Origin of the sequence: Luminiphilus sp. nBUS_07 (genome assembly GCF_051201685.1) — a bacterium.
In the GTDB taxonomy this organism is placed as follows: domain Bacteria; phylum Pseudomonadota; class Gammaproteobacteria; order Pseudomonadales; family Halieaceae; genus Luminiphilus.
This window is the reverse complement of the sequence record NZ_CP179213.1, coordinates 3,016,227-3,042,678: the sequence shown is the minus strand read 5'-3', so window position 1 is coordinate 3,042,678 and position 26,452 is coordinate 3,016,227. Positions and strand designations below refer to the sequence as shown.

General features: G+C 52.1%; 31 protein-coding genes. 10 read left to right on the top strand and 21 right to left on the bottom strand.

The window, feature by feature from the left end:
- Window positions 1-225: 225 nt before the first annotated feature.
- Together ACMAZB_RS13630 and ACMAZB_RS13625 are read right to left on the bottom strand one after the other, a co-directional pair.
- The gene (locus tag ACMAZB_RS13630) at window positions 226-426 is read right to left on the bottom strand and encodes a helix-turn-helix transcriptional regulator (RefSeq protein ID WP_435217911.1); all 201 of its coding nucleotides are present in this window, start codon (window positions 424-426) and stop codon (window positions 226-228) included.
- The gene (locus tag ACMAZB_RS13625; protein ID WP_435217909.1) at window positions 423-845 is read right to left on the bottom strand and encodes a hypothetical protein; all 423 of its coding nucleotides are present in this window, start codon (window positions 843-845) and stop codon (window positions 423-425) included. Before ACMAZB_RS13625 ends, ACMAZB_RS13630 begins: the two co-directional genes overlap by 4 nt.
- 781 nt (window positions 846-1,626) lie before the next feature.
- Between ACMAZB_RS13625 and ACMAZB_RS13620 the strand changes: the two genes are divergently transcribed.
- Window positions 1,627-1,806 carry a hypothetical protein gene (locus ACMAZB_RS13620; RefSeq protein ID WP_435217907.1) on the top strand — a complete coding sequence of 60 codons (180 nt, stop codon included), beginning with the start codon at window positions 1,627-1,629 and terminating at the stop codon, window positions 1,804-1,806.
- Window positions 1,807-1,808: 2 nt separating this feature from the next.
- Here ACMAZB_RS13620 and ACMAZB_RS13615 read toward each other — a convergent pair whose 3' ends face one another.
- Both ACMAZB_RS13615 and ACMAZB_RS13610 read right to left on the bottom strand, forming a co-directional pair.
- Window positions 1,809-2,177, bottom strand: a complete 369-nt coding sequence (locus ACMAZB_RS13615; RefSeq protein ID WP_435217906.1) for a DUF805 domain-containing protein — start codon at window positions 2,175-2,177, stop codon at window positions 1,809-1,811.
- A gap of 17 nt (window positions 2,178-2,194) precedes the next feature.
- The gene (locus tag ACMAZB_RS13610) at window positions 2,195-2,380 is read right to left on the bottom strand and encodes a DUF805 domain-containing protein (protein ID WP_435217904.1); all 186 of its coding nucleotides are present in this window, start codon (window positions 2,378-2,380) and stop codon (window positions 2,195-2,197) included.
- 219 nt (window positions 2,381-2,599) lie between these two features.
- On the opposite strand from ACMAZB_RS13610, the gene ACMAZB_RS13605 reads away from it, so the two are divergent.
- The 5 genes from ACMAZB_RS13605 (at window position 2,600) to ACMAZB_RS13585 (ending at window position 6,009) form a co-directional block, all read left to right on the top strand.
- The gene (locus tag ACMAZB_RS13605) at window positions 2,600-2,992 is read left to right on the top strand and encodes a hypothetical protein (protein ID WP_435217902.1); all 393 of its coding nucleotides are present in this window, start codon (window positions 2,600-2,602) and stop codon (window positions 2,990-2,992) included.
- 153 nt (window positions 2,993-3,145) lie between these two features.
- Complete coding sequence (locus ACMAZB_RS13600; RefSeq protein ID WP_435217900.1) at window positions 3,146-3,808, top strand: shikimate kinase; 663 nt, start codon at window positions 3,146-3,148, stop codon at window positions 3,806-3,808.
- A 76-nt stretch (window positions 3,809-3,884) separates the two neighbouring features.
- Window positions 3,885-4,382, top strand: a complete 498-nt coding sequence (locus ACMAZB_RS13595) for a nuclear transport factor 2 family protein (protein ID WP_435212694.1) — start codon at window positions 3,885-3,887, stop codon at window positions 4,380-4,382.
- 9 nt (window positions 4,383-4,391) lie between these two features.
- Window positions 4,392-4,817 carry a DUF5329 family protein gene (locus ACMAZB_RS13590; RefSeq protein WP_435217898.1) on the top strand — a complete coding sequence of 142 codons (426 nt, stop codon included), beginning with the start codon at window positions 4,392-4,394 and terminating at the stop codon, window positions 4,815-4,817.
- A 577-nt stretch (window positions 4,818-5,394) separates the two neighbouring features.
- Entirely contained in the window at window positions 5,395-6,009 is a 615-nt protein-coding gene (locus ACMAZB_RS13585; protein ID WP_435217896.1) for a hypothetical protein, read from the top strand.
- Window positions 6,010-6,013: 4 nt separating this feature from the next.
- Here the strand turns inward: ACMAZB_RS13585 and ACMAZB_RS13580 are convergent, their stop codons facing one another.
- Entirely contained in the window at window positions 6,014-6,214 is a 201-nt protein-coding gene (locus tag ACMAZB_RS13580) for a hypothetical protein (protein ID WP_435217894.1), read from the bottom strand.
- Window positions 6,215-6,348: 134 nt separating this feature from the next.
- Window positions 6,349-7,179, bottom strand: a complete 831-nt coding sequence (locus ACMAZB_RS13575; protein ID WP_435212690.1) for a phytanoyl-CoA dioxygenase family protein — start codon at window positions 7,177-7,179, stop codon at window positions 6,349-6,351.
- Between the two features lie 261 nt (window positions 7,180-7,440).
- On the opposite strand from ACMAZB_RS13575, the gene ACMAZB_RS13570 reads away from it, so the two are divergent.
- From ACMAZB_RS13570 to ACMAZB_RS13560, 3 genes are all read left to right on the top strand, one after another.
- A complete protein-coding gene (locus tag ACMAZB_RS13570) occupies window positions 7,441-7,680 on the top strand; it encodes a hypothetical protein (protein WP_007234352.1) in 240 nt (79 codons plus the stop codon).
- Between the two features lie 2 nt (window positions 7,681-7,682).
- Window positions 7,683-8,078: a hypothetical protein gene (locus ACMAZB_RS13565; RefSeq protein WP_435212688.1), complete on the top strand. Its 396-nt coding sequence runs from the start codon at window positions 7,683-7,685 to the stop codon at window positions 8,076-8,078.
- Between the two features lie 254 nt (window positions 8,079-8,332).
- A complete protein-coding gene (locus ACMAZB_RS13560) occupies window positions 8,333-10,369 on the top strand; it encodes a M13 family metallopeptidase (protein WP_435217893.1) in 2,037 nt (678 codons plus the stop codon).
- Window positions 10,370-10,414: 45 nt separating this feature from the next.
- Here ACMAZB_RS13560 and ACMAZB_RS13555 read toward each other — a convergent pair whose 3' ends face one another.
- From ACMAZB_RS13555 to ACMAZB_RS13505, 11 genes are all read right to left on the bottom strand, one after another.
- Window positions 10,415-11,089, bottom strand: a complete 675-nt coding sequence (locus ACMAZB_RS13555; RefSeq protein ID WP_435217891.1) for a PepSY domain-containing protein — start codon at window positions 11,087-11,089, stop codon at window positions 10,415-10,417.
- Window positions 11,067-12,506, bottom strand: a complete 1,440-nt coding sequence (locus ACMAZB_RS13550) for a sensor histidine kinase (RefSeq protein ID WP_435217889.1) — start codon at window positions 12,504-12,506, stop codon at window positions 11,067-11,069. The genes ACMAZB_RS13555 and ACMAZB_RS13550 overlap by 23 nt, the downstream gene beginning before the upstream one ends.
- 21 nt (window positions 12,507-12,527) lie before the next feature.
- Complete coding sequence (locus tag ACMAZB_RS13545; protein ID WP_435212682.1) at window positions 12,528-12,908, bottom strand: hypothetical protein; 381 nt, start codon at window positions 12,906-12,908, stop codon at window positions 12,528-12,530.
- 1 nt (window position 12,909) lies between these two features.
- Window positions 12,910-13,362, bottom strand: a complete 453-nt coding sequence (locus tag ACMAZB_RS13540; RefSeq protein WP_435217888.1) for a hypothetical protein — start codon at window positions 13,360-13,362, stop codon at window positions 12,910-12,912.
- 16 nt (window positions 13,363-13,378) lie between these two features.
- Window positions 13,379-14,014: a hypothetical protein gene (locus ACMAZB_RS13535; RefSeq protein WP_435217887.1), complete on the bottom strand. Its 636-nt coding sequence runs from the start codon at window positions 14,012-14,014 to the stop codon at window positions 13,379-13,381.
- Complete coding sequence (locus ACMAZB_RS13530; RefSeq protein WP_435212676.1) at window positions 14,011-14,286, bottom strand: metal-sensitive transcriptional regulator; 276 nt, start codon at window positions 14,284-14,286, stop codon at window positions 14,011-14,013. Before ACMAZB_RS13530 ends, ACMAZB_RS13535 begins: the two co-directional genes overlap by 4 nt.
- Before the next feature lie 484 nt (window positions 14,287-14,770).
- Window positions 14,771-16,426: a tRNA-dihydrouridine synthase gene (locus ACMAZB_RS13525; RefSeq protein WP_435217885.1), complete on the bottom strand. Its 1,656-nt coding sequence runs from the start codon at window positions 16,424-16,426 to the stop codon at window positions 14,771-14,773.
- Between the two features lie 42 nt (window positions 16,427-16,468).
- The gene (locus ACMAZB_RS13520; protein WP_435217884.1) at window positions 16,469-17,956 is read right to left on the bottom strand and encodes a protein adenylyltransferase SelO; all 1,488 of its coding nucleotides are present in this window, start codon (window positions 17,954-17,956) and stop codon (window positions 16,469-16,471) included.
- 13 nt (window positions 17,957-17,969) lie between these two features.
- Window positions 17,970-19,703, bottom strand: coding sequence for an AsmA family protein (locus ACMAZB_RS13515; RefSeq protein ID WP_435217882.1), 1,734 nt, complete (start codon window positions 19,701-19,703; stop codon window positions 17,970-17,972).
- 50 nt (window positions 19,704-19,753) lie between these two features.
- Complete coding sequence (locus tag ACMAZB_RS13510) at window positions 19,754-21,226, bottom strand: FAD-binding domain-containing protein (RefSeq protein WP_435217880.1); 1,473 nt, start codon at window positions 21,224-21,226, stop codon at window positions 19,754-19,756.
- On the bottom strand, window positions 21,223-22,140 hold the full coding sequence (locus tag ACMAZB_RS13505) for a GIY-YIG nuclease family protein (RefSeq protein ID WP_435217878.1): 918 nt from the start codon (window positions 22,138-22,140) through the stop codon (window positions 21,223-21,225). The genes ACMAZB_RS13510 and ACMAZB_RS13505 overlap by 4 nt, the downstream gene beginning before the upstream one ends.
- 268 nt (window positions 22,141-22,408) lie before the next feature.
- Here ACMAZB_RS13505 and ACMAZB_RS13500 point away from each other — a divergent pair, with 268 nt between their 5' ends.
- Window positions 22,409-22,729 carry a DUF6482 family protein gene (locus ACMAZB_RS13500; protein ID WP_435212665.1) on the top strand — a complete coding sequence of 107 codons (321 nt, stop codon included), beginning with the start codon at window positions 22,409-22,411 and terminating at the stop codon, window positions 22,727-22,729.
- 13 nt (window positions 22,730-22,742) lie between these two features.
- Here the strand turns inward: ACMAZB_RS13500 and ACMAZB_RS13495 are convergent, their stop codons facing one another.
- From ACMAZB_RS13495 to ACMAZB_RS13480, 4 genes are all read right to left on the bottom strand, one after another.
- A complete protein-coding gene (locus ACMAZB_RS13495; protein ID WP_435217876.1) occupies window positions 22,743-23,561 on the bottom strand; it encodes a GTP cyclohydrolase II in 819 nt (272 codons plus the stop codon).
- Entirely contained in the window at window positions 23,561-24,553 is a 993-nt protein-coding gene (locus ACMAZB_RS13490) for an agmatine deiminase family protein (protein ID WP_435217874.1), read from the bottom strand. Before ACMAZB_RS13490 ends, ACMAZB_RS13495 begins: the two co-directional genes overlap by 1 nt.
- The gene (locus tag ACMAZB_RS13485; RefSeq protein ID WP_435217872.1) at window positions 24,550-25,545 is read right to left on the bottom strand and encodes a nitrilase-related carbon-nitrogen hydrolase; all 996 of its coding nucleotides are present in this window, start codon (window positions 25,543-25,545) and stop codon (window positions 24,550-24,552) included. The genes ACMAZB_RS13490 and ACMAZB_RS13485 overlap by 4 nt, the downstream gene beginning before the upstream one ends.
- 277 nt (window positions 25,546-25,822) lie before the next feature.
- Window positions 25,823-26,419: a DUF4136 domain-containing protein gene (locus ACMAZB_RS13480; RefSeq protein ID WP_435217870.1), complete on the bottom strand. Its 597-nt coding sequence runs from the start codon at window positions 26,417-26,419 to the stop codon at window positions 25,823-25,825.
- Between the last annotated feature and the right edge of the window lie 33 nt (window positions 26,420-26,452).

The window sequence follows — 26,452 nt, the reverse complement described above, 5'->3', positions numbered from 1 at the left end:
AGCCGTGAGGTCTTCCGTTACGCTTACAGCGTCAGCCGTGGTCTCTAGTATGGATTAACCGATTGTGGCTAGTCACTGGCTAAAGGTGACAACTTGAAGGAGTAGCTCCGCTAGCGCACCGTTGGGCAGACGGCAGGCTTGGCTGCAAGGGGAGCTATAGCGCCTGCTTAGTGTTGCCACAGGCTGCCCAAACTCCCACGTCATAAGTAGCCGTTTGTTGTCGTGCTAGGCACCATCCTCGGGTAAAAAAATCTGCTCGATTGGCATTTGAAATACCCCGGCGATTTTAAATGCCAGAGGTAAGCTGGGATCATATTTGCCTTTCTCAATGGCATTTACGGTTTGTCGGGTCACATCCAGTCGACCTGCCAGGTCTGCCTGAGTCCAATCGTGCTCTGCTCTGAGTACCTTCAGTCTATTTTTCATTCGCTTGTTCGGTTCATCCAGATGCGAGCAACTGCCAATATGTAGGTAATACCCATAACGAATAAAATATTGGTTGGGTGCGCATCTTCCAGTAACTGCACGGTGGGTAGACTGCCGTAAACAACGGTAAAAATCATCGTGATACCCAATGTCAAAGCCATGGCCTCAAGGTGTGTTTGTCGTTGAAGTTCATCCATGCTTTTCAGGTGTCTAAAAAAGGCAAGGAGCATCATGGCACCTGCCAGTAGATTGAGCGCGATGACGAGTACGGTGGTTAAAACATCATATTCCCACCACATCCTGGGTCCAAACGTCAGCAGGGCGATACTTGCTACCCAAGTGCCGGTGAAAACAAAAAGTCTTCTAGCCGTACTTTTCAGCTCGCGATCTAATTGGTTCGATTGTGTTGGCGGGTTCATTTTTATGTAAGCTCCTTTTACAAAAAGTTAAGTAACCTTTACATTATGCCCAGCCCTCGCCAAAAAAGTAAAGCCTACTTTACATAAATTTCAGAAATCCGTGCTTGTTTGATCCGTGAGGTAACCGACATTGACCGAATCAGATGGGGGTTGTCTCACGCAGAAACGAGCATTAGCAATAAACCGTGATCCGCCCTGTCAGTGGGTACTTACAGCGGCGGATCCATCAGGCACGCAAAGAGTGACTCACTGTCCACACACAGCAATCAGATTGGCTGTGTTTTGGGTCCTATGATTGCCGTTATGCCATATGCTTAAAACTGTGAAGTGCGCAAAAGGTAGCCAGTTATCAGCAGCGAAAGCTCCCGCCGCCGCGAAAAATTTGGGCCTGATGGAATCTGCACGTCGCCAGTTCAGAATGTTCTGACATCGAACCGCGAGACTTAGCGCAGGATTAACTGCAACGTTGCCATAACGTTCAGCCCAACATTACTACCTGTGAAGTCCTACCTTGGCGTGTTGAGCCAAAACGTTGGCGTATTTTGTCAATCTCACGAAAGCCTATCGCCTGATAATGGGCGCCTCAAAGTTAGAGCGTCCCTTGCCCGCCCAGTGCGGGCTTTTTTATTTCTGACAGTTGGCGCTTCCTGCCTATCGATTGACGCAACCCGCCAATCGAAAGATGCCCGATTGTCGGATGATGAGCACATCAAGGATGGATTAGCGCAGACATGACCTGACGCGGCCACGGATGGCGCACTTATTTAGCGAGGAAAGAATCATGAACAGTACACTTTTGAACATGCTGATTTCTCCGGCTGTACTTGCCGTGATGCTGCTGCTATCTGCGCAGAGTCAGGCAAGCTTCATGACAGAAAGGTTGCTGCTGCAATGCGAGCCTGAGCCAGTTGCGAGGCACAACAAATGCGCTCGATCGGCCTGTCTTGCTGAGTCAGATTGAAATTACGGCACGTCAGGTTGCTCAGTGCTGGGTTCTTCCGGTGGCAAGGTCATTGGTTTGTTTTGTTCTTCAGAGCGCAACGAGTATTCGTTGTAAGCCGTTAGAGCGATTGAGGCAGCAATCATGGCGACCAAAATCCCGGCAAAAATGAGGCAGATAACTATTGCACCTTTGACACCGACGGCATGTTTTTTTGTATCCGTTTCCGACCCGTCTTGCGTCAGAGGGTTATTGCCAAAACGGTTCTCACCCTCGTCGCCTGGTTTTAGATCCCAGTAAAGCAATACCAAAAGTCCAACGACGGTCAGCAGCAATAGCCCCCACCAACCCGTTCTATCGATGTCATGCAAGCGGCGAACGGATACAGCCAATGTCGGTATCAAAATACCTAGAAAAAAATGAGGTTAATAGGTGCTAATTCTGCGTCGCCAAAAATTAAAGTATCAGCAATGTCGACAGCGATATCGGCGATTAACAGGAAGAGATGGAAAAACCAGTACTCGGACCTGCTCGCTCTCCCTGAAAAGTTGAAGTAATTGACAAATACACTTCTGATTGCCTGTACAAAGTTCATTGCTGTAATCCTTGTATGGGGACTGAAGTTTGTAGGGAACCTGCTTGTATGGGAACTGCAGCATGTCACCGCCTAACGTGAATAGACTAGCAACTGGCAGTGGCGATGGCGACAACGGTTTATTTGATGGCAAATATGAGTGAGACTCACTAGACGCACCGCAGTATGAGTTTTGGTGGGGCGTGTTTTGCCGGTGGGTGTGTGCGGGAGAAGATAAATATGAACACCTCAAGGAAGTCAGTCATCGTGTGGCTCAGGTGGCCGGCGATTGTGATCGCGATGTGGGCGGGGCAGTGGCTGTTTTTGCCCCTGACCTATGTCCAGCATGAATATTTCACGGTTTTTTTGGCGGGTTGTGCGGTCGTTGCTAGTGCGGTTGCTGCATTCACAATGTACCTGTCGCTTCAAAGACGTCGCAGTGAGCGACTTTGGAAAGGGGCGTTATGGGTCGCTGAGGGGGAACAATGGCAAGGACCCTATTGCACGCCTTGTCACGAGAGGGGAGCCTACGCGCTGATGGATAACTACGAGTGCTGTAACAAGCCTGCCTGCTCGTATCGGATACCTGTCGTGGAGCATCCACCCAGCAAACCGCCAACGGCCAAAAATTGATGCCACTATTGCTGAGAAGGTCATCGCAGAGCGCCTTTGCTGAAGGGGACAAGCCCAATGCGAAATGTTGAGGCACGGTCGTTAAACATTTAGTCGATTGTTTTGAAATGTGTGTCCACTAGTGCAGAGAAAACTGCAGGGAAGATAGTTACGTTGCCAAAAGATTGTCATTTAAAGCTGGCGCAATACCACCCTGTTTTTATTGAAGGAATGGGCAACTACGATGAGCGTGACCCGGTTGTCGTGGCCGATCACCTTGTCGGGCAGCTCACCAAGCATTGGGCAAAAAAGCCACCGGTTAAACCCAAGATCATTGTGATTCAAGGTGACCCTGTCGCTGCCACTGGCATTTCTGCAATTACGCCCCTGGTTGCAAACTATTTTGGCATTACACGATGCTTGGTTTGCCTTGATGATCATCTTGCAGACTACCACTCGGCAAATGCCGATCGAAATAACGTTGATATAGAGCTACGTTACTCTCAAATGGTGCAGCAGGTGTCTAATACCCAGGCTGACATTCTTAGTCGCATAGAGGCGTCTGTTGACAACCAACTGGCATTAAAAAACGCGCAACGGGAACGACACGGAAAATCACAACTGGCTGACTACTTTCGTCAATTTGCTTTACTTCAAGAGGTCAGCAAAGCCGCCTGTATGGATTTATGTAAGGGCATTACGGTTATTCATACCGCCGCAGACATCTCCGAATTTTCGGTGACCAGCTTTTATACGGTGGGTCTGGCGTTGAATTTGATAAGCGCCAACGACATGGTGAATTTTGGATCGATCGGCAGCAATGATAGTGTGGACTAGCGCTGAGCGCGGAGGCCCCTTGGGCTGTTAGCGAGATATTTATAACGTTGATTATTACTGTAATGAGGAGCATCACATGAAAATTTTTGCACATTGCTTGTTCGTGGTAACACTTCTCCCGGCCTTGGTTTTTGCTGATGGGCACTTACCTTCAGAGGCTATGGTAAAAGCTGCTATCGAAACCTACTGGGATGCCAGAAATAATAACGATCACGAGACCGTTGCGGCCATGGAAAGTCAGACCGGATTCTTGGGCACCAATTCAGACGGCAGCTTTCACAAGCCCATGGCGATAGCCTCGGCCGAGGATTGGAAAAAAAATATGGTGGGCAATACAGGTAATCTTCGGGTTGTTTATCCTGAAGCCACTGAGATTGCCGAGGGTGTCGTTTATGCCCGCTATTACGCTGAAGGGGTAGTGGGTATGGAAGGCAATGTTTCCCCTTATCGCACGCGTGTCACCAGTGTCTGGTTGAAAGAGAGTGACGGAGAATGGCGCGTTAAATCCACGCACTTTTCACCGGCTAATTATGGTGGCACTCATAAAACTCAAAGCTCTGACTTCGATGATTAAGCAAAAGCGTTGATTGTTCAAAAAACTCGCCCGGCCTTGGCTGGGCGCACAACATTTCGCAATGTTCTCTGCGCTGTCGTTTTAGCTTGCAGTTTAGTTCTGTCCTACGGTTTGCTTGCAAACGAGTCGCATGTTGAGGCTGAGATAAACGCATTGCTTGAGGTTGTTGCAAAGAGTGGTTGTGATTTCCAACGCAATGGCAGCCTGCACGCGTCGCCAGATGCCGCCGAGCATTTGGCGCTTAAATACAGCCGCGGACAGCGTTATGTTGAAACGACCGAAAACTTTATTGATCGCTTAGCGACAAAAAGTTCATGGAGTGGTCGTTCATACGCGGTTATCTGTGACGGTGTTGAAACGGCGAGCGGCCCTTGGCTTCATGCTCAACTTCTCGAGCTGCGCCATAGCACGCTTAAGACAGAGCAAGCTCAATAAACCTCCCGATCTGAAATTGTATTTGCCGTGGGGGTTGAGAAAAACGGGCCACACTAACGGCAGATCATCCGGCGAATGGAGCCGTCGCTGTTGAACTCTGGCTCGCAATTTTTAATGGTGGAATTCTCTGGCCTCTTGCTGCCCGTTGGACTACAGCCACTCATCAAAATAGCAATCGCAAGGCCTAAGCAGACATTTTTTACACAGAACACGTCTCAAGCCTCCTTCCGGTATCGGGTAAGAACAGTGCCCGCCTGAACACCCTTAGTGTGCTCATGGGCGCGATGGTGACGGCATGAACCTTATCAGCTTATTCGCAGAATTCCCTAAAGTGTTTCTGCGCCTCCTGAATCGTTGTCGGCTAAATTTCTGGGTATGAGGGGCAATGTTGTCATTGCTGTACATGCACCTGCAGACTCTGTTCTGTGACGACAAAAAAAAGGACATCGCACCTGCTGCGTCAGGTGTTGGTTTATAAAGACCGCGGTGTTGAGTGTGTTTTTAAATTAGATTTTGGGGTAACTCTGTTAGGGTCTGCTCTATTGGAAAGTGACCTAACACACAATGGAATGTACTTATGACCCTTGAATATCTTCGAGTGATTGTCGTTGTTTATACCAGCGCGTTATTGCCGCTAGTGATTGTGCCCTGGCTGTATCGACGCGGCCGTCTACAATCCTGGGTGCTTCGCGCCTATCTCGGGAGTTTTCTACTTTGTGCGCTGGGCTGGGAGCTGTGGTTTACCTATGGTGTGTGGGCCGGCGACCCCGTTGATGCGCGCAGAAGCGAGGTATTGACCCAATTTATTCCTATCCACATTAACTGGTTACTGAACTCACTTGCCGATGCCGGAAGCATCACGTTGGTGGGGCTGTGGTTTATGTGGATCAGTAGTGGGCGGCGAGCAGAGGTTTTTCAAACGTGGCACTGGTGGCCCTTCACAGTGTTCATGCTTTGGGCGTTGGGGCAAAATATTTTAGTCGAAATGTTTCTCTATCACGATCAACTAGCAGTAGGTAAGCCACTATCGTGGGCACCCTTAGCGCCTGCGGGTCCGTGGTGGAACCCACTGTTATTCGAATTTAATGGGCGCACCATTACGTTTCAGGGACAGGTTCCTTGGCTGCTGGCACCGTGGATGATCTATGGGGGCGTCATCACTTTGGTCAGGCGCCAGGCCGCGTCCTCTTAATGAGTTAACGTGATTTGTACTTGGGGATCTTTATTGACTGGCAGGCGCAGCCCTTATGAGCGCAAGTTTTTACCAATGTCATGCTGCCGCATTTGAAGGCGGGGCCAACAGCAGGGTTGGACGCCTGGGGGGTCTTTATCTCTCGCTGGGCCTTCGTTTCGTGCGGTAAATCGTAATCAGCGTCGGTAATAAATTCAATATTCATAGCTCGTCCTTACAACACAATGACTATGAACAGAAGATTATGGTTATCGCGCTAAAGCGTCTTAGTAGGTTCCGCCAAGCTATGTGCTCGATGCGCCATAGATTGACTTGGGATGAGCCGAGGTCAGAGCGCGGTTATGCGCGATATAGCTCAGGAAAAAAAGCATTGTCGTGAACCGGAGCGCCCGACTGCACAGCGACGTGCTCGGGGTTTACGGAAGGGTCCACACCCTCTCTGGGGTCCCATAGAACATCATCGCCAAGCCAGCGGGTTGATAGTGCGATTCGATCCTGCGTTGCGGACTGGTTTCCGGGTGCTCCGTGCAGCATCCAAGCCGAAAAGATTAAAGCGTCGCCCGGTTCTAAATCGAACCCAACAATATCGTATTTGTCACGCTCGGCCTCAATGTCGGGTACCGGGACACCTTGCTGTGTATTGGCCCACTGGCCTGATGTATTTTCTGCACCACCAAATACAGCAGGTAGATAGTAGACATCATCATGATGTGAGCCACGTATAAACTCTAGAGAACTCCCCGCCACGGTGACCGGCGTCAGGGCTAACCAAATGGAGGCAATTTGTTTCCCGGTGAAAGGCCAATAGGGCGCATCCTGGTGCCAAGGCGTGGGAGCTTTGGTCTTTACCTTTTTGATCAGCAGGTGATCAAAATAAAAGCGTGACGATTGGCTGTTCATGGCTTGCGCTGCAAGACGAGCACAACCCGACTCGCGAATAAACTGGTGGATAACATCATTGCTACGCCAGAGGTAGCGATCGGTGAACAGCCGATCTTCAGAGGCGCCGCTATTGACGTCGTTAACCCACTTACTGGGGTTTTTGAGCTGTTGCTCTGCGACTGCAAGCAACTTGGGGATCCAATCACTTTCGACTGCCTGATCGACTTTAATGACGCCATCTTCAGAAAAGCGGGTGACTTCTTGTTCGGTGAGTTCACGCTGTGGCATATCGGCTTTCCAGTGACTATTACGTTAATCATACGTATTCAAAATTAACATTAGGTAACGCGTTACACATATGCAACCTATTTTTATTAGGCTTGTGGCGAGATAGAGCATGCCCTGTTGATCCTTCTGACTCGGCCGGTCTTGCTAGCACGCGCCTAGAAATGGCAATTCGAAGCGGCATTACTAATTAGTGGTAAGGTATTTAACGTAAACGTGTCTGGTCTGATGCAGCCCGCTTGGGCAGTGATAAGGAACGTAGTGATGAAGACCGAGGAAAAATCAAAGTTGCGTATGCCCCGTGTCGTTCGTCAACGCTTACGCGATCGCGCTATCGCGAAGGTGAGGCAAGATATGATTCACGCAGGGCGTGATGAGTCGAGCTACAGCGAGCAAGAACTTGAGTATTTGGTTGCAGAAAAGGAAAAGGAAATCTGGTCAGGTATAGGCTGGAAAGGTTTTGGTGTTGCCGCTCTGTTATTGGGTATCAATATAGGAATCTGAACATGTCACTGTTCCGTTTTGTTAAGTATTCCTCGATTTTGTTTTTTTTGGGCAAGCACAAATCAAGGCTTTTCCGTGTCTTAGCGGTACTGCTATTTGCAGGCGTCACATCACTGCTTTATGGCGATGTTGAAGCGTTTCTCGCTAGAGAGCATCCGGGTATCGTGATTTATGCGCTTATGGCAAAAATCTTTATCGTTTATGGCGCCCTATTATTTGTGTTGCTGCAGTTTCGTCCCGCGCCGGCAGACGGTGATCGCGTTGTTAAATCAGGTACTCCGTTGCAGTCTCATGATGCGCAGAGCGATTTTCCAGTCGACCGATTGGCTCATTTGTCCAATCTTGATAGCCATGATCAACTTCAATCACGTTCAGACGCCCTTCTTAACAAACGTTGATTCAGGGTTTTCAGGCTAAATAGGTACCCCCCCAAAAAAGCGGTGGCCCGTCGTCATTTGTAATTCTAGTGCTGCATGGCTTAAAGGCGTGGCCGCTTGCGGGTGCCTCAGTCTGGTTGGCAGCAGGGGTTATAACAAGCTGAAATGAAAATGCCGCACAACTATTCCAAAATTCTGCAGTAAGAAAAACATGGCGACCGCTGAGTACACAAGGTAGCCTCTCGATCCTCTTTAATTCATCGCAGGGACGCATCATGTTTCGAAGAATGGCTGTTGTAGGTTTGATAGTTGGTTTAACGGCTTGTCAGGACGATAAGGGTAGTCCCTTAGTAGCGGATACACAGATTTCAGGTTTTGACGCATCAGAGCTGGATCTGTCGGTCTCACCAGGCGACGACTTTTTTGCTTACGCTAACGGCAAAGCATTGGCGAATGTTGAGATACCCGCAGATAAGTCGCGTTATGGCGCAATGGACGTACTTCGAGACAACTCCGACGCGCAAGTTCGTGACATCATCGAGGAATCCGCCGCAGGCGCCTTCCCGTCAGGCAGTGATCAGCAGCGAGTAGGCGATCTTTATAGTTCGTTTTTGGACTGGGAAAGTCGTGATGCTCGTGCACTTGCACCACTAGGGCCGTTTTTAGACAAGATCGATGCGCTGCAAAGCCATGATGATGTGTTTTCCTACTTTGGCGTGGCGGCACGCTATGGGTTTAATTCTCCTGTTGAAATCTGGCAATACGCTGATGCGAAGGAACCGGGCATTTATGCGTTTTATCTCAGTCAGGGAGGCATTGGTTTACCAGATCGTGAGTACTACTTTAAAGACGATCCCAAATCAGAGCGCATCCGAGAGCAGTATCGGGCTTACATGCTTGAGCTTCACCAAATAGCAGGTATAGCGACCGATGCCGCGGCCGTAAGGAAAATTTATGACCTCGAGGTGGCCATTGCAGAGCAACACTTAGTCAAGGAGCGTATGCGTCGATTCGCTGATAATTATCGCCGCATTGAGCAGCAGGACTTACCTGAATTGGTGGGCGGCGTAAATTGGTCGGGTTATCTGGACGGGTTTGGGCTTGAGAACCCCGGCTATTTGGTCTCGATTTCTTCCGATTACTTTAACGCTCTGGGCGCTATTATTGAAAAGACCTCGGTTGAAGATTGGCAGACTTATCTCCGTTGGCATTTGATTAATGCTGAAGCCTCTTTGCTCACTCAAGCCATGGATCAACGTCGTTTTGAGTTCTACCGAAAAACCCTTTCTGGCGTAGAGCAGCAGTTACCCGACTGGCAACGCGCGGTAGGCGTAGTGGGCAGGTCCCTGGGTGAGTTGGTGGGCAAAGTCTATGTAGAGCGTCACTTTCCCCCAGAAGCAAAGGCGCGAATGGAGGCGTTGGTTGCGAACCTAATCGACGCCTACCGCGACAGCATTACCCAGCTTGAGTGGATGTCAGACGCCACAAAAATTGAGGCCCTAGACAAGCTCTCTAAGTTCAAGCCTATGATTGGTTATCCAGACGTGTTCCGTGATTACGCGGGCGCGGTGATTAAAGCCGACGATTACTATGGCAATCGCTTGGGGTTAGTCGAGGCTGAGCGCAATCGCGATATCGCGCGTCATGGCGCTAAGGTTGACAGAACCGAGTGGGGCATGACGCCGCAAACCGTCAATGCCTACTACTCGCCTGTGCTTAACGTCATTGTTTTTCCAGCTGCCATACTGCAACCGCCTTTCTTCAATTTAGATGCAGAGGATGCGGTGAATTATGGGGGTATTGGTGCGGTTATTGGTCACGAGATAGGCCATGGACTTGACGATAGCGGCAGTAAGTTTGATGGTGATGGCGCTATCCGTAATTGGTGGACCGATGAGGACGCGGCCCAATTTGAGGTGCGCACCAACAGTCTGATAGCGCAGTATGCAGATTTTTGCCCGTTTGATGACCTCTGTACTAACGGCGAATTCACCTTAGGCGAAAATATTGGAGACTTGGGTGGCATCACCATTGCGTTGCGAGCCTACCAAGCTTCCCTAAAGGGAGAGGAGGCTCCTGAGCTTGATGGTCTTACGGGGGTTCAGCGAGTTTTTCTGGGCTTCGCTCAGATTTGGCGTGCAAAAATGCGCGATGAGGCTATGCGTCAGCTAATAGCCACAAATCCACACTCACCCAGTCAGTATCGTGCTAACGGGCCTGTAAGAAACGTGCCTGAATGGTACGAGGCCTTTAATGTAACCCCTGACAATGCGCTTTACCTGCCCCCCGAACAAAGAGTGAAGATATGGTGAGCGTATCGTGTTTTGGCGGGGCGAAGCGTTAAGAAAAACGCCTCGTTACCGCCACTTTTTCGGAAGAGAAATAAAAAGTGCGACACCAGCGATAGCCGTCAGCAATGACATGATGGAAAACAGCTTCAAAAATAGGGTGCCAATGGTGTCTCTATCGTCATAATCCATGATGTGCAGTGACCAGAGGAAATCCCACCAGCGCCACGCGGTGTTTCTAACCGCTACCAACTCACCCGACGTAGCGTCAATATAGGCCACGGTGCTGGGATTTTTATCCTTAAAAACTCGCCATAGTGGCAGTGCCCGACCTCGATACTCTGAGCCGACCTCTGCCTCAGTAATAAACACCGCACGGTTCGCGTTAAGGTCTGTCTTTAAGCCGGCAAGTTGCAACGCCTCAATCTCATTCAGCGCTGGTAATACCTTGCCATTAGGTAGGTACCAGCGTGTTTCCTCAAGGCCCACTACACCGACAACAACCTCCTCAGGCAGCCGGTTGCGGATCAAAACCTCGGTAGCGTCGGCGGTGATCCAGCTTGCCGCAGAAAGGTCGATCGGCGTTTGCAGTACAGGTTGGCGATGGTCGGCGCCTCGAACAAACTCAATGTCGATGAACGCAAAAAATATTCCACTTAACGTCCACGCCAGAAGCTGTACTGCAGTAACAATGGCCAGCCAGCGGTGCCATCGCCTTAATTTACGCTGTAGTCGCAACGCCATCACTCACCGGTAACGTTATAGTGAAGGTGGCGCCGTCCTCACTTGATGTAAGCGTCAATTCACCTTTAAGAGCGGCAATGATACCTCGACTCACGGAAAGGCCAAGACCGGTGCCTTTGCCAATAGCTTTTGTGGTGAAAAACGCATCGAAAATGTCGCACTGTAAAGCCTCGGGAACTCCCGGACCATTGTCAGCCACACTGACGGAAACACGGTCACCGTCGATGGCTAAAGCTACGCTGACCCGCGGGTCAGATACGTGATCAGCCACGGCATCCCGTGCGTTCGTGAGCAGGTTTAGAAATACCTGCTCTAACTGGATAGGATGACCCACCACAAAGGTGGCATGCTCAGGCTGTTCAATGACCAACTCGACATTTGAGTTTTTATATTGATCTCGCATGAGGTCTACGGCGCTGTATAGAACATCGCGTAGGTCAACTGGCGTCGGGTCTTCTTTCGCATTTCTACCAAACCGCCTGAGATGGTCGATAACTTTTCGCGCCTTTCCCGCGGCGTTCCGAGTGCGCTCAAGCTTTCCGACAATATAGTCTTTATTAACATTCCCCTCAGCCTGCTCAAGGTGCAGCATGATGTTATCGGTTATTAGTTCAACAGCGCCCAATGGCTGGCTAATTTCATGGGCGAGTGATGCCGACAACTCACCCAAAAGAGCCAGCTTTGACGCCTGTATGGCCTGCGCCTGGTAGGACTTTAAGGATGAAATATCGTGCAGAATCATGGTTTTTCCCATTTCCAAATCCTGAACATACAGCTGAAAGTGGCGACCGTCTGATAGTCGCAACTCAAGTGGAGTCGAATCGGGTAGCTCGCGAGAACGCGTTTGTGCGAGCCACTGCTGCGATTGGTTCCACTGTAGAGGTTCTGAAGACAGCTGCTCGATTGCCTGAGTGAAGGTCATGCCAATATCTTCAGCGCGACCCTTGCTGTCGCTTTTCTCAGGGTTCAAATCAGAAAGGATGTTGGTAAAGGCTGTATTGGCAAAAATGAGGGTCCGCTTTTTTCCAAATATCGCCAGCCCAGCATCTAAATCTTCAAGAACTTGCGCTAAAGATTGCTGAACCAGGTTTTGGCGCGATTGAATCGCTCTGTGGGTGATGAAGGCGCAGGCCAGAAGCGTTGCTCCAAAAGTAGCCCTGTTCACATAAAATAAAATGTGATCAGAACCTTTGGCAAAGGTGCCAAGGGTTAGCAACATCAGAGACCCGCCTGAAATGACCAACAAACTCCTGCTGGATCCTGTCCAGTAGCAGCCTAATGTTGCAAAGAGATAGGGCAGTACTGTAAACGCCCGCAGGGGACCGCTGCTCAAATCGGCTAAGATCGCAACGACTGGGGGCAGCGTTAAACCCGCGAGTAATAGGCTTTTGCGCCAGGAGTTTTCAGTGTTGCGCATCGATACTCCTTAGTGTGTTGGCTACAAATAAATCATAGGCCAGAGGTAGGCAAAGAAAATACCGGTCCCCAATGTGGTTGTCGACACGACGAGCATCCCAATACTATACCGCCGTAAACGCATGCAGGCTTGAGCCTGAATTGGGTCGAGGGGGCAGGGGCTGCGCCGCTGTCTCCAGACCAAGGCTGAACACGCCATGAGCATGGTGGCCGCGAATATGAACAGTGGCCCTTTGTGGGCCGATAGCCACATGATTCCCGGTATGGCGGTAGTAATGCCCACCATCACGGCGCCCGCGCCGATTGAAATTAGCAGTGCAGGCAGCGCACAACACAGCAGAGTCGATAAGCTGGTGAACATTGTCAGGGTTGGGGCAATACCGCTACGCCAATAACTCAGCATGTTAGCTACCCAATACCGCAGCATTGCGGTGAACAGCTGAAATTCTATAACCGGCTTGGACTGCTAAAGCGGCGATGGCTTCATCATCGAGGGACGCACCGGGCTTAAAGACCAAATTTAGGGCCTTGGTGTCGAGGTCGACGTAAACCGCAGCGACCTCTTCTTGTTTGCCAAAAATTTTATTCATGGCGACGGCACAAAAATCGCAGACGACGCCCAGAACATCGGCGACCACGGCGGTACCCCCGTTGGCCAGTGCGGCTTCTATTTCAGGAGTGGTGGTAAGGCGGCCCGTTGCCGGGGTGACGCTGGCGGCGTCTGCCGTATTTTCGGAAACACTTTGTTCATGTTCATGTTCATGTTCATGTGCTTGCCCGTGCTCATGCTGACTCCAAACTGCTGTCGATAACAGCAGGAAGAGCAAGGCCATGAGAAAGCGACTCATCATATTCATAAGCTTTCTACTCTAGTTAAAAACGGTAAGTGAAGTTAAGCAAGGGGGTGGGGTCGACGATATTGAAACCAACTTCTAGCAGGGCGGGGCCACGAAAAAATCTTAGTAAGGGTGTTACGGAAACGGGATCTTTAGACTCTGGGCGGTGATCAACTTCCAGCATGAGCCAGGTGTGCAGATCCTGAGTATCGCCTTCGTAAGGTGCCCAACCCACTCGCACAAGTTGCATGGCATTGTCGCCAAAGTGGCCTGCGTCAACATATCGAGCGTTATAACCCAAAAAAAATCGGCGCGTTTCCCAGTCGGCGATGACCCCGGCATAAGCCGCGGTTGTGCTGCTCAATGGGTTGCCAGAGGTCCCTGACGCAAGACCTATACCGCCTTGTAAATAGATATTGGCCTGATAGTCTTGCCCAAACCAGCGCTTCAGTAAATAAGTGGGTTGTAGGCTAGTGATGGCATAGTCTTCATCACGAACCCACTCGCTTCGAAGACCCAAAGACCAACTGGGTGAGGGTGTGTAGTGGATCAAAGCGGCAGTTGATTGCCGGTTAGACTCTTCGATGAGGGTCCAGCCGCCAACGTAAGAAACCGGCCGAGCCGAGCCTACTGCAGAAATTAGTAGCAGCAGCAGTCCGGCGATGATTCTCACTTTTTCTTGCCCGACAAAATACCGACTAACTCATTGACCTTGTCTCGACGCTCATCGATGGAGCCGTTGGTCAGCGCTTGCTCTACGCAGGTGTCAACGTGATCCTCCACGATAAGGGTCTCCATGCTGGCTAAAGCAGCACGGGCAGCCTGCACCTGTCGGACAACGTCGACACAGTACTGATTTTCCTCGACAAGCCGTCTAACGGCTTTAACTTGGCCTTCTATGCGGGCGAGGCGTTGATCAACTAGTTTTTTGGTTTCAGGTCTCATGCCGTATACCCTAAGGGGGTATGGGTATAAAAGCAAGGGGTTGTTGTTCGACGCCTAAATACGCGGTGGCTCTTTCGGCTTTGTGGGGTTCAGATCGGGATGAAGCGATTTTTGGGGCTGATTCAATTTTCCCCACAGCCTTGGCTGCTGGCCAAAGTCGGCTGCGAGAGACCCCAGAGAGCGATGCTCGATGGTGCTGTTAGTGGGGTGCGTTGTGCCATCATGTTCTAGGGTCTCAACCCTGCCTGGTCCACATTGCGTGCTTTGGGTAATTCAACGGCCTTTACTTTTGATTGGAGTGCGCTAAGTTGAAGGTGCTATCGAGAACTTTTTAGGCCGCGCAGGAGTTACAAAGATGGGGTTTTGGGCTTGGCATCGAAAGCAAACCACGCAGTGGCAGCAGCGCCTAGGATTAGACGACTATCAGCTTCTCTGGGTGGCATTCTTGAAAGGAGTGTTTTTAGGCGTCCTGCTAACCCTCTGGCTAGCCTAATTTAGGCAATAAATCGGGCTCCCGATTTATGAACGGGCCATCGATACAAATACGTCGACCATCGGGAGACGCGCAGGCGCCACAAATACCAACACCACACTTTGTGGTGTAATCAATGGCACTGTAAATTTGTTGTTCGCTGCCGTATTCCCGCTGCACCTTCTCGGCTGCATGAATCATGGGCGCGGGCCCACAGTTATAGAACCAAAGTTTGCTCAAGGCCTCGGGCGTCAGCTTGGCCAGGTGCTCAGCAAGTGCGTCAGTAACTCGACCTTGGAACCCAGAGGAGCCATCGTCAGTCGCGGTGGTGACTTGAGCAATGTCTTTGCAGTCTTCTATAAAATACAGTCTATCGGCGGTTCTAGCGCCTGCAAAAATATGTGCAGGCTGTTCGTTAGAGCCAAAGTCCCGCGCGATCTGGTAAACCGCGGCGAGTCCCGTACCTCCAGCAACGCAAATAATATTGGCATCTTCGGGGGGCATTACCGGGGTGCCGTAGGGGCCTCGCAAATAAACCGTTGCCCCTGGTTCCAGCTGATAACAAGCCTCTGTAAAAGGCCCTACATTAATCACCGCAAGTCGCAGAGGGCTATCGGTTAAGCAGGAAAAGGGCTTCTCACCGACGCCCGGGATCCATACAAAGACATATTCTCCCGCCTGAATATTCATTGTTTCGTTGAAGGTTACCACCGTGATGTCATCGCAAACGGCTTCATTAGTAGCGACTGTAACCGGCTGAAACTCCATGCTCAGGTCATATCGAATCTGGGTTTCGGCCTGACTGCCTGACCCCTGTAGCTCTCGATTTAGCGTGCTGAAATAATGTTTAAGGTCTTCAGTGTCCATGCCCGACAGAGCCGAACCCACACCAGCAATTGTGGCGCCAGCATGTTGAGCCGCTCTTACATCAGCGGCGCTTGACAGTCCGCCGCAACCAATAATGGGCTTGTCAGTAATAGCCCGTAGTTCACGGATACATTTTAAGGCGGTGGGTAATACGCCTTTGCCTGACATTCCACCTACCCCATTGCTAAGCACGGGTTCACCGTGGGCTTCGGTATAGCCAGGTCCCACCGTATTAATGGCACACAAGCCATCGGCACCCGCATCAAGGGCCGCTTGTCCAATCTCAGCAATATTGGTCACGTTAGGCGTTAATTTAGGGATGACGGGCTTGGAAACGGCCTGCTTAACAGCGGCAACAATGTCATGAACAATTTTGGGGTCTTGCCCCATAGCCATGCCATAGCCGCTGGCGTGGGGGCAGGACAAGTTCAGCTCAAAACCATCGGCCACGGGTTCGAGTATTCTGGCAACCGCGACAAACTCTTCGACGCTGCCGCCAAAAATAGAAACCAATAAAAAACGATCCTCGGGCACGCGAAGTTGCCCCAAACTTTCGAGAGAGGCTTGCGCACCGGGATTGGTGAGCCCGACGGCATTGACAAAGCACCCGGGTGCAAACTGACTGTACACCGGTTCTCGGTAACCCAGGCGAGGTTCCAAACCAATGCTTTTAGTGGTGATGACACCAACCTCAGGCATATCGCGGATAACGCGTTGAATAATACTCGGGGCGGTGGTCACGATTCCCGAGGGAACGGTGAAGCAACCGCTGAGGGTTTTGCCTAGGAAAGAAAACGGCACGTGGGAGCTCTCAAGATTTTGAATGATTATACACTCAGGGCATCAAGTGCCACAAAAGGTTCGGTGCACTTGCTCTTCACTTTTTGGCGCCGCGGCAAATTGTTCGTCACCGGCCTGCCAGCTGAAGGGGTCCTGCCAACGGGAATGGAGGGTTTCCATCAGCTCGCTGTCACCGGCCTCGGCCGAGTTAATGGCCTGCGCAACCCAATGGTTGCGGGGTATCACTACGGGGTTGGCGCTTTTCATGCGCTCACTGCTCGATGGCGTTGTCTGACTGCGACGGCTGGACCACTGCGTCAGCCAATTCAATATACCGCTGCTGGGCGTAAATAAGTCTTCTAGGATCGTGTTCTCAAGATTGTCGTTAGCAATTTCTGTTAACCAGCGAAAAGCGAGGGTGAAATCGAGCTTGTCTTCTTCGAGTTGATTAAAAAAGGTTTCGATTAAGGCGCGGTCGGTGTCACGCATGGCATCGAGACCAAATTTTGCGGCGAGGCGCGCGCTATAAATGTCGGTAAACAACGTTGGGAACTGATCGACACTGGTCTGAGCCAGCCCCAGGGCTTTTTCCTGGTCTTGGTCAATAAGGGGTAGCAGGCACTGTGCAAGCACGCTGATATTCCAGTGAACAATGCCGGGCTGATTACCGAAGGCGTAGCGGCCGCCGGTGTCAATGCTGCTAAAGACTTGCCCTGCGGCGAAAACATCCATGAAGGCACAGGGCCCATAGTCTACGGTCTCGCCGCAAAGCAGCATATTGTCTGTGTTGAGAACGCCGTGGATAAAACCGAGGCTCTGCCAGTGTGCTGTCAGGTTGGCCAGGGCTCGGATAACTTCATTTAGTAACACCTGAGCATGTGTCACTGTTGGGTCGAGACGTTTGGCTTCCTGCAGTGCTGCCAGGTAGTGACGCTCGGTAACGTAGTTCACCAGCTCCTCTAAGCCTTTCCCTTGACGCGTCATTGCGAAAAACTGAACGGTGCCGATTCTTATATGGCTTGTGGCAACTCGAGTGAGGATCGCTCCGGGCTCTAGCTGTTGCCGGTATACGGGATCGCCAGTGGCGACGGCAGCGAGAGCGCGGGTGGTGGGAACACCCAAAGCGTGCATTGCCTCACTCATCAGGTATTCACGAACCACCGGGCCCACAGGCGAGCGACCGTCTCCTCCGCGAGAGTAGGGTGTAGGGCCTGCGCCTTTGAGTTGGATATCTACAAGCTTACCGTCTGGGCCTCGCCATTCACCCAGCAGCATGGCTCTGCCATCGCCCAGCTGAGGGTTGTAGTTGCCAAACTGATGGCCTGCATAGGCTGTGGCTCCGGGTTTTGAACTCTCAAATTGGGCATTGCCTGCAAGAGTACCCAGCGTATTTTCATTTTGTCCCCAAGCCTCCGGCCACCCCAGCTGCTCGGCGAGCCGATTATTCCAAGCCAGCCATTTTGGTGCGGAAACAGGTGTTGCGGCTGTTGGTGTAACGTATTCACTCCCGAGGGCATGAAAACTGTGTTCAAAACGCTGACTTGTCGACATATTTTCCTGAATGTTAGTTACCAAATAATTTTTTGAGGGCGTTGCCGGCTTTCTCGCCTAGCTTGTCGGCCTCTTTTGACAACTTCGATCGAGCTTCTCGCTCGAGCAGTTGTAGCGCGATAGCTTCCACGTCGACCCTGCAAAGATTACCGGTCTCATCGGCGAGATTACCCGCGCAGTTCACGGGCAAATCAAGGCCGGTATAACGGTCATCAATGCGGCAGGCAGGGTCAATGGCTTCTAGTTCTTCGTTGACCTGTGCTTGAAGGGTTGCTGCGAAATCTAGAGTGGCCAAACTGGCCATGCCAACACCCGATATTGCGACTCCCGGAGTGCCTAGGTTCAGCGGTTCGAGTTGTGCTTGCCCATCCTCAAAGCGAACTTTCATGTCTAATGCAGTGACTTCGGTCGTTTCCGGAAATGTTTGGGTCAGCGTTGTTTGTTGAATTTGGGCCACGGCACTACACAATAACGCTTGAGCTGACACGCTGGTGATTTCAACGTTTCGTCCGTTGACGTTGAGCTCGCCATCTAAACCCTCTTGTAGCGCCTGTGTGCTGGTGCCTGCGGTATCAACATCCCACGCCATATCAACATAGCCCGCGGCGGTATTGGGTTTTTCTAGGCTGGTGAGTAGGCTGTTGAGCTCAACTCCTTTGAGCCCTCCTGCAAGCGCGACTTTAACCGTGGGTTGTCGTACATCGACGGTAAGTTGCGTGTCTAGCTGACCCTCATGCAGGGTGCCACGTAGGTATTCAAGGTCACTGATGCCGTCTACGACTCGCAGCAGCAGCTGAGCATTAGTGACCGTTTGTCCTGCGCTGATGAGGCTGCCTGCACTGATTGTCAATTGCATGTCGAGGTCCTTCAGAGGGCCGACAGGTAAAGGCATAGGAGGAGGCGCAGGTGATGCGGGGGCGTTGTCAGGTGTCGTTGGCGTTGAGGGGGCGGCAGAATCATCAGCTGCGCCATCGCCCTGATTAGCCGGTTGAAGCCGGTCGAGGTCTAGGCGCTCGCTGCGAAAATCCAAATCAATTTGGGGGCTGGCGGCGACATTATAGTTAAGGTCCGCGTCTATGACGCCTCCGGGTGAATTGACGTTTAAATCTAAGTCTGCGGAGAGCGGTGATAGTTTTGCGGTGCCTGATAGTTCTGTTTTAACTGGCGCACTTAGCGCCCCGATTATTTCCGTGCTAAATCCATCGAGGGTTACTTGATCAAAAGTGCTGGGGACCCGCACGGCGCCGTCAAATCGAATTTCAATGGGTTGGGATTGTGGGTCAGCGGCTACGGCCAACGCGCCGTTCAAACCGATGGGTTGGCCTGCCATGTTCAGTCCCTGAGCCACAAGCTCAGTGATAGTTAGCTGTGTTTGAAGGGCACCGGTATTGTCCAAAATTTGAACGTCTGCGCCGCTGAGGTGCACGTCACCGACCTCATCAGAGCCGCTCAATATGGCGAGAACGGACAGGCCGATGTCAACTTCCTGCGCGGTTACAACCAGTCGCGACCCGTCGTCAGCTTGCGGTGGTAAATCAATAGTCGTGTTGCCGAGATTAATTTTTAACTCAGGAAACAACCCGAGATCAACGTTGCCCTCAACCACGAGTTCACCGGCCGTGGCTTCCTTAAATTGTTGCTGTGCGAGGTTTATAACGGCTTGTTCATCGATAAACATGGGTAGCAAAACTAACCCCACGGCGACCAGTGCTATCAACGCACCTACTACAAAAAGAAAAACTAGCATGACATGAGCTCCCCGGTTATTTCGCCCAGCATAACAAAGGTTTTGAGAAGTTAGTCACGTTCTACAAAACGGGATTGAAAACGTCGCTCCACGTGGCGATTCAAAATGCGTTCGCGCTCTTGATGGATCAGCGGATCAGACTTCAGTTCCCACAGGACATCTCGGGCTCTTCGGTGACTGGCTTCTAAATTCACGATGGGTTCGGGGTAATCAACAGGATGCAAAATGTGTTCGAGTGGCGAGCGCAACCACGGTTGATGTACCAAGGGTGTCGGAAGCTCAGCAATCTCGGGAACCCACTGTCGTATGAAGGAAGCGGTCGGATCGTGTTCGAGACTCTGTTTCACCGGGTTATAAATTCGTATGGTGTTGATGCCGGTCACTCCGGCTTGCATTTGCATCTGGGGGTAATGGATACCCGGCTCAAAATCGAGAAAAAGGGAGCCCAGCCAAGTCACTCCCAATCGCCAATCCTGCCAGAGATGATGGGTTAGGAAGCTCACGAGCATGGCTCTAGCCCGAAAGTGTAAGTAGCCGGTAGCTTCAAGGCAGCGCATACAGGCATCCACATAAGGAAAGCCAGTGCGACCGTCACACCAAGCCTGCACTAGGTTTTCGCTTTGGTCACGGGGGAAGTTCAAGAATCCCCGATTGATGCTCTCAAACTCCATGGTGCATTCGCTTTCAAATTTCTGAATGAAGTGGCAGTGCCAATGCAAACGTGATTCGAAGGCGCTCAGCGGTCGTGCCCATCCCCCTTGAGATTGACGCTGTTTTAAAGCGTGTTGTACTTGGCGAATCGACAAATTGCCCCAGGCCAGATGAGGTGATAACCGTGAGCAATGTTGCCGACTGCCTTCGGGTTTTGAGATGTGTCGCTGATAGCCACCTGCTCGATGGGACAAAAAATCTTCGAGGGTTAGGTGTGCTTGCTGTTCGCCCCCGGGTTGAAAGCTTGGGTGCTGGGGTAACCAGCTATCTAGCCGTTGGCAAAGCGCGCCTTTTATACTTTCAGGTAGGTCGCTGTGCAGCGCATTGAGCTGGGCGGGCTTAATTGTTTCAGTCGGGGCTGTCATCAATTTACCCCAGCGGCGGTTCCAGCCTTTGCGATTTTTACGCCTGCGCTGTACGCCATTCGTTGGAAATTCCTCCCAAGCTATTCCTTCCGCGTCTGCCCAAGTCGTCATTTTGCGATCTCTGGCAAAGGTGACTTCGAGGCCAGTTTCCTCGTAGCTGAATAAGTGGGTAATGCGCTTTGCTTGATGAATTGCTGCAAAGAGTGCGACTGGGTCGCCCTCGAGCACCCAAATTTTCGCGGCATGGGGCTGCAATTGACGATTCAGGTCAGCGAGAGATTGGGCAATAAAGTGCCAGTGCCGCCGTCGGTAATGCGGGTTTTTCAGTAACTCGGGTTCAACCACGTAAACGAGTAAAACTGGGAGTCCCAGTGCGGCGGCTGCGCATAGTGGCGCATGGTCTGCGAGGCGAAGATCACGCTTGAACCAAACAACGGAGACACTCAAGAGTCGCGGCCTGATCCCAGCAATGGGTTATCCACGGTCTGACCTGACTTGGCGTCTAGGATCTCCAGCCGTCCTTTACGCAGGGCTGACAATAATAGGTGGTAGCCATCGCGATCGAATAGGCGCTGACAGCCTTTTTTTAGTTCCCGCGTGGCTTCAGCACGCGTTGCAAAAGTGCCCAAATAGGCCCAGTGATGCACCAAATGGTATTGGGCTTTTGGTTGTTGGGGTAGGGGGCTGACGTTGCGCTCTAGCAAAGCCAAGGCACCGGGAAAAGGCCATGCGGCGATGCGATCTCGGTCTAGCGCCGAAAGCAGCCGGGCATTGTGCTCCTCAGCCGATTCTGCACCTGCGCAAGCGCCGTCACAGCGCCCCAATTGGTATTGGAAGCAGGGTCCGCGACCTCGGTCCATACCCATACATCGTAAGCAAAGGCCATGATCTCTGGCGTGACGCTGCAGCGTTGATTCAATGTGACGCTTATTTTGGTACAACCCGTAACTGTCGACAGCCCGGTCTGATTCGAGTAAAAAATCCGCCGCAGACGGCTGTAAAAATCCTTGTTCAGAATGTTTCAGATGAAGAGTCCAAAGCTTTTTCACGCGACGCTGGCGACGGTTATACAAGGGAGTTTCTGCTTTGATCGCGGCGTTCTCCGCCAGCAAAGCCCCCACTTCTCCGGCTGTTGGAGAACAATCAATATGGGTGACTTGCCCCATAATGCGCTGGTGTCGGCCGACCTTCCGACCCTCTTGATAATGGGCATTGATTCGCGACTTGATATCGATACTTTTGCCGATATACAAAAGCGCCTCGTCGGCGCCAAAGAATCGATAGACGCCACTGTAGGAGGGCAAGACGTCAAGGGTCTCACCCGCAGCGGTGAAGCGCACATTTTCAAGCTCGGGCAACATGGGCGCTATGATCACCGTTTAAGAGTGAAAACACCGGGCCCGTCCAACTTTTGTAGGGATCGCTTGCCAGCGCTGCTGACAGCCCTGATGAATTTTGGCGTTGTGGGCCGCTGCCGATCAGGGGCGGTCTATGCCAAGGCCACAGTCTGAACAGCGGGTTCAGTGGGTTACCCATAATAAATGGCGCTGGACAAATAGCGAACGGCAGCGGGCTGAAACGGCCGCGCTGTCGTAGGGTCCAGAGGACATACTAGAGCGGGGCCGTATTGTGAAAATCACGTTGAAGGAACTAAAAAAGCAGACCGAGCATATTGAACAACTCGTTGTAGAGTCGGTTGATCTCAGCCTGTACATCGCCCACGCACGAATTAACGGGGAAGAGCGGGTTATTGCAGAGGATGAACGCAAAATATTGAAGCGCCATAATTTGCTGGAGATGAAGCGGGTCCTCAAGACCGTTGCGGGGTGTGAGATCCTGCTGCGTCAGCGAAGCGCCTATGATGAAATGGTGGGCCACAGCCACCCAGCCGCAGCCAATACGCTGGAAATTTCCTTGGGTGATGCACCACTCCCCGAATGGTTAAACTGAAACGGAGGGAGCTCTAGCTGCTCAAGTCGTCCTCATCAATCGAATGGCCCCAAGCCCGTTTAGCCTGCAGGTAGCGCAGGTTGTGGTCATCGACACCGGTGACGTGTTTGACGCGCGCTATATTGGTTAGTCCATTAGCAACAAGGTCTTCGACTTTTTTGGGATTGTTGGTCAGCAAACGCAGCGGTCGACCACGACCGAAATACTTCAGCAGCGTGGCGGCGTCGCTGAAGTCACGGGAGTCGTCGGGCAGTCCCAGTGACCGGTTGGCCTGATAAGTGTCCTCGCCCTCGTCTTGCAACAGGTAGGTAGCGGCCTTCGCCCAAAGCCCAATGCCACGGCCCTCATGACCGGCCATGTAGATGAGATAGCCGCCGCCGGGCTCCTCCGCCAAGCGATCGATCGCGGCCTCCAGTTGGGGCCCACACTCGCAGCGCCTTGAGCCAAAAACATCCCCTGTCAGGCAGTTGGAATGCACCCTGACAAGGGGTGACTCGGAGGTTTCGGCATCTCCAATGACCAGAACGCTGTTGACCGCCATGCTCGAGGCGAGTTGAGAAAACAAATGCTGTCCGCCCTGTTCTCTAAGCGTGGATGCCAGTCCCTCGACCTCGGACAATTCGGTGCTACGCACGGTAGCGTACCAATCGGCCATGGGCTGTTTCTCACCGCGCGCGAGGGGTAGGGGCACGGGCCCCAACAGGTTTAAGCTGCGCTGCCCGGGGGGGGAGGCACCTACTGAGTCGATTTGACGACCCTCCTCATCGATTCTGACGAGTTTATTGCGGGCGATCAGCTTTTTGCGGACATCGGGATTTATGTAAGTAAACATCAGATTCGTGGTTGCTGTTGGGTGATGCAGTGTATCCCACCACCCATAGCAAAAATAACCCGTGCGTCAACTATTCGTATATCGCGCTCGGGCCAAGCTTCTGCGAGCTGTTCGCACGCAAGACCGTCATGGGGGTCAGAAAATGCCGGCACGATTACCGCTCCGTTAAGTACGTAGTGATTGATGTAGCTGTAATCCACCCAGCCAAAGCGATCCTCGAGTGTTTTGGGCGCCACAATATCGGTGTACGTCAGGTTAGCTTGCTCTAGCACCTCACGATGCAACTCGTAGCGTTCACAGTCGGGGTGACTGCCATCTTGCTGGCGGTGCAAAAGGACTGAGCCAGACTCGTTGAAGCAGGCCACAATATCGACATGGCCTCGGGTACCGTGGGCCGCATAATCCCGCCATAACCCATGGGGTAGCCAGACAGCGCGATCGGTGCCCAACAGTTTGTGCACCTCATCTTCAACCTGCAGCCGGGTCCAGTCGGGGTTGCGACCAGGGTCCAGCTGGACCGTATCGGTGAGCAATACCACGCCATCACCATTTACATGAAGTCCCCCACCTTCATTGGTGAGTTGCGATGAAATGCTCTCAATATCCAGTAAATCAGCGATGTGAGCTGCAATTTTCGCGTCCTCACCCCAAGCAAAAGCGGTGTTGTCGCCCCAGCCATTGAAGCGCCAATCCACAGCTTTCAACGCATTATCTGCCACTACAAAAGTTGGGCCTGTATCCCGCAGCCAGGCATCCGCAATGGGAAATTGATGCAGCGTAACCGCCGAACTCAATAGACGCCTCGCGGTGGGTAACTGTTCCGGATGGCACAACATGTTGACCGGCTCATGGTCAACGATGACATTGGCGACGTTGGCCCAAGCCCGCCATACGTCGTCGTCTGTGGCATGGGCTTCCGGGTAGGCGCCAGCGGGAAAGGCCATCCAAGTGGCGCTGTGAGGTGCCCATTCAGGCGGCATGAGGCAGGTCATGACCTTAGTCCGGGGATGCCTCCGTGGAGTCCCATCCCAGAAGGCTGGCGTGGATTTTTCAGCGCCTCAGTGAGTGCGCTGTAGGTATCTGGCCGGCGTGTTCCAAAGAAGGGAAAGAGCGTTAGCCAGTCTTCTCGTAGCCCTAGATCAATATCAGCAACCAGAACGGCCTCTTCATCTTTTGGGGCTTGCGCTAACACGCGCCCCAAGGGGTCGACGATGAAGCTGGAGCCGTAAAATTCTAGTGTGCCTTCTGATCCAAAGCGATTGGGTATGACAATAAACAATCCGTTAGCGATAGCGTGGCCAACGACAACCTGTCGCAGTAAAGGCTCGGTATCGAAGCTTGGGTAATCGGGTTCTGAACCAATAGCGGTGGGGTAGCACAGTAATTCAGCACCGCCCAGGGCATAGCAGCGCGGCACTTCGGGAAACCACTCGTCCCAGCAGGTGGGCAGGCCGACAGCCATGTCGCCACTGTCTAGGGAAAGTGAGTGCACTGGGTAGGGGTTTTCAGCGGGGCCCGGCGTAAAATAGTGGTCTTCGTAATACCCCGTGGTTACCGGGATATGTAGCTTTCTGGTTTGAGCTACGATCTCTCCCGAGGTGTCCACAACCATAGCCGTGTTAAAGCCACGATGATCCGCCGCGTCGGTGTGCTCAAAGATCGAACAATGCACCATTACATCATTGTCTCGAGCCAACTGCGCGGCAAACTGGTGCGTCGGCCCGCCCTGTAATACCTCGGCGGTGCTATTAGCTGGCCCCGAGGGCAGTGTGTCTGCTGGATAGCGCGATAACGTGAGTTCCGGCAGAAAAACAATCGCCGCGCCGGCACTCGCGGCGGTGGCGACACCGTGACTCAATGCTTCCCGATGGCGCTGCGGATCTTCCTGCCAGCGGCATTGAACCAAGCCTATGCAAACTTCTCTGTGGTTTCTGTGAGGAAGGGGGCAGGGGCTAGGCAGCTGCGGTTTACGGATGAGTTTCACAAATTTCTCCCAACATTCTTGGCGAGCCCGATAACCTTCGAATAGGTAATGCTTGCGCTCAAATGGCAGCGCACCCAGAGGGGCTCTAGGTTGCACCTACTATCCTATGTTATGTGGGGAGTACTTGGGAGCTACCCGAACGGGTTACCCCTAACCATGTTCCCCCGCAGCGGTGAGGGGGTTCCGCGTCGATATGATGGCGCCTGCTTGAGAGGCCCGGCATAAAGCACGGGCCACCCCAAAACTGCTCGCTCGATATCGGCGCGATCAGTGGCCTCTAGGGGGCCATCGGAAACTCGGCAAGGACCAAACGTGCTGCACTGTCGATGGTGGTCTGGTCTTTGACCATTTCGCCCTTCATTTTGGATTGAGTGACGCTGCGCCAGACCGAGCGATTTTTTACGGGATCAACCATATCGATAATGAAAGTGCCTTGGGTGTAGTCCGTGACTTTTACGTCTGTACTGCTCATGCAGTTGTAGCAGTTGTACATGGCGTAGCGATTGTATCGGCTGTAACCCACACCCATGCCATAGCTGGGTGATGACGTGGTTCGAACGTCTTGTTTTTCGACGGTATTGAGGTGCCAGCTAATTAACAAATCAGCATCTGTCGCACTGTCCACTAAGTTATAACCCTTACCCTCCAGAGCGTTACCCAGCGCTTCTTTGATGCGGTCTTTCTGGAAGTCGGTCATCTGCATGGGGTTACTGCCGGTGACGCCGCCACTGAGGGCATAAAAGCCGATATTTTTATCCTGAGAGAAGTCATGCTCGACATCGAAGTCGACCGAAGGCTTGGGTGGAGCAGATGCACAGGCGGCCAGCAGTGCCAAAAGTAAGCTGACGACGGTAATTAAGCGTGTTCGTGACATGATGATTCTCCTCAAAACGAAGGTAAAGTGTAG

Bases quoted from the DNA above. Each gene is read 5' to 3' on its own strand.
- ACMAZB_RS13630 (WP_435217911.1), bottom strand. From the start codon at position 426: ATGAAAAATAGACTGAAGGTACTCAGAGCAGAGCACGATTGGACTCAG.
- ACMAZB_RS13625 (WP_435217909.1), bottom strand. From the start codon at position 845: ATGAACCCGCCAACACAATCGAACCAATTAGATCGCGAGCTGAAAAGT.
- ACMAZB_RS13620 (WP_435217907.1), top strand. From the start codon at position 1,627: ATGAACAGTACACTTTTGAACATGCTGATTTCTCCGGCTGTACTTGCC.
- ACMAZB_RS13610 (WP_435217904.1), bottom strand. From the start codon at position 2,380: ATGAACTTTGTACAGGCAATCAGAAGTGTATTTGTCAATTACTTCAAC.
- ACMAZB_RS13605 (WP_435217902.1), top strand. From the start codon at position 2,600: ATGAACACCTCAAGGAAGTCAGTCATCGTGTGGCTCAGGTGGCCGGCG.
- ACMAZB_RS13595 (WP_435212694.1), top strand. From the start codon at position 3,885: ATGAAAATTTTTGCACATTGCTTGTTCGTGGTAACACTTCTCCCGGCC.
- ACMAZB_RS13585 (WP_435217896.1), top strand. From the start codon at position 5,395: ATGACCCTTGAATATCTTCGAGTGATTGTCGTTGTTTATACCAGCGCG.
- ACMAZB_RS13580 (WP_435217894.1), bottom strand. From the start codon at position 6,214: ATGAATATTGAATTTATTACCGACGCTGATTACGATTTACCGCACGAA.
- ACMAZB_RS13575 (WP_435212690.1), bottom strand. From the start codon at position 7,179: ATGCCACAGCGTGAACTCACCGAACAAGAAGTCACCCGCTTTTCTGAA.
- ACMAZB_RS13570 (WP_007234352.1), top strand. From the start codon at position 7,441: ATGAAGACCGAGGAAAAATCAAAGTTGCGTATGCCCCGTGTCGTTCGT.
- ACMAZB_RS13565 (WP_435212688.1), top strand. From the start codon at position 7,683: ATGTCACTGTTCCGTTTTGTTAAGTATTCCTCGATTTTGTTTTTTTTG.
- ACMAZB_RS13560 (WP_435217893.1), top strand. From the start codon at position 8,333: ATGTTTCGAAGAATGGCTGTTGTAGGTTTGATAGTTGGTTTAACGGCT.
- ACMAZB_RS13555 (WP_435217891.1), bottom strand. From the start codon at position 11,089: ATGGCGTTGCGACTACAGCGTAAATTAAGGCGATGGCACCGCTGGCTG.
- ACMAZB_RS13550 (WP_435217889.1), bottom strand. From the start codon at position 12,506: ATGCGCAACACTGAAAACTCCTGGCGCAAAAGCCTATTACTCGCGGGT.
- ACMAZB_RS13545 (WP_435212682.1), bottom strand. From the start codon at position 12,908: ATGCTGAGTTATTGGCGTAGCGGTATTGCCCCAACCCTGACAATGTTC.
- ACMAZB_RS13540 (WP_435217888.1), bottom strand. From the start codon at position 13,362: ATGAATATGATGAGTCGCTTTCTCATGGCCTTGCTCTTCCTGCTGTTA.
- ACMAZB_RS13530 (WP_435212676.1), bottom strand. From the start codon at position 14,286: ATGAGACCTGAAACCAAAAAACTAGTTGATCAACGCCTCGCCCGCATA.
- ACMAZB_RS13520 (WP_435217884.1), bottom strand. From the start codon at position 17,956: ATGTCGACAAGTCAGCGTTTTGAACACAGTTTTCATGCCCTCGGGAGT.
- ACMAZB_RS13515 (WP_435217882.1), bottom strand. From the start codon at position 19,703: ATGCTAGTTTTTCTTTTTGTAGTAGGTGCGTTGATAGCACTGGTCGCC.
- ACMAZB_RS13505 (WP_435217878.1), bottom strand. From the start codon at position 22,140: ATGTTGCCCGAGCTTGAAAATGTGCGCTTCACCGCTGCGGGTGAGACC.
- ACMAZB_RS13495 (WP_435217876.1), bottom strand. From the start codon at position 23,561: ATGTTTACTTACATAAATCCCGATGTCCGCAAAAAGCTGATCGCCCGC.
- ACMAZB_RS13490 (WP_435217874.1), bottom strand. From the start codon at position 24,553: ATGACCTGCCTCATGCCGCCTGAATGGGCACCTCACAGCGCCACTTGG.
- ACMAZB_RS13480 (WP_435217870.1), bottom strand. From the start codon at position 26,419: ATGTCACGAACACGCTTAATTACCGTCGTCAGCTTACTTTTGGCACTG.